This is a genomic window from Pontimicrobium sp. MEBiC01747, assembly GCF_053601635.1.
Map to the genome: position 1 here is coordinate 1 of NZ_JBSHNS010000203.1, position 1230 is coordinate 1230.

A 1230-nucleotide genomic window follows, 5' to 3' on the forward strand; every position below is an offset into this window, starting at 1 on the left:
TCAATATCTGCAGGTGCAGTAAATGTTGGTGCGATATTATCGGACACCGTGATGGTTTGCGTTTGTTCTGGCGCAGTGTTACCACAGCTATCTGTTAATGTCCATGTTCTGGTAATAATAAACGATCCTTCGCAAGTTCCAGCGACTATAGTGTCTGTATAGGTCGCGTCTAGTGTTGCAGAACAGTTATCTGCTTCGTCTGTAACATCTCCCGTAATGTTTACTCCAGCATCATAGTTACATGATGCATCTGTAAATATTTCAATATCTGCGGGTGCAGTAAATGTTGGAGGAGTAGAGTCTTGGATAGTTATTACTTGAACAAAGTTGGCAATAGTTCTACCACATGCGTCAGTAAAATTCCAAGTATTTGTATAGCTACCATTATCATTACAACTAGGATCGGTTATAAAACTTCCTGCTGTTTTTATTGGAATTAAATTAGGGCATGAAGCTATAGGTGCTAAACTCTGGGCATCAGCTAAGCCTGTAAGGTCATTACATTCAACAGTTCTATCTAAACTACCTAAAGCTGTAAGCCATGTTGCTTCATTAGGTTGATTTATTTGTATTATTGTTGGTAATTCATCTCCAATACCACAATTATCAACAGAACTAGAGGTCACTGTTGTTTGTAAATTAGGGTTTAATACTCCATTATAAGTGGCAGTAAATTGAGAAGAAAAACTTGAAGAACAACTACCTTCTAAAAAGTAACATTCATCTTTAACTATTATTTGATAATTAACACTTAATGGAGGGGCTCCTACATCAGCAAGCCCATTAGCTATAAAGAAAGTTAAAATCTTTGTCGAGGAATTGTAAGTATAAGTTATTCCAGTTGGTAATCCAGTAATTGGTTCAACTAAATCTACTTCTGGAGCTATAGTTGATGTTACTTGAACATTTATAGCATTATCGTTTCCATTATTTTCAATATCAAAACCAAATGACATTGTTGATCCCGGATCTTGTGCTATTGTAGATGGAGGTGTAGGTACTAATGTAATAGGAGCTAAGTCTGGCAACCATACATCTACAGCTAATCCTACAAGAAATAATCCATACGTTTCTTGATTAGATGTAAGCCTAATAGTGGCTGAAGTTTGATCATTGTCTATAATACTATTACTAGGATTTGATAAATGAAATGTTGCTGCATCAAAACCTAATGTATTAGTACTTGCAGGTATTCTATTAGTATAGTTTGCTCCATCAACAGTTATTCTA

At 35.5% G+C, this 1230-nt stretch carries 1 pseudogene; it reads right to left on the reverse strand.

Going from position 1 to position 1230, the window contains the following annotated elements:
- Nucleotides 1–1230, reverse strand: a pseudogene (locus tag ACVC2P_RS06480) (hypothetical protein); the annotation flags it as partial.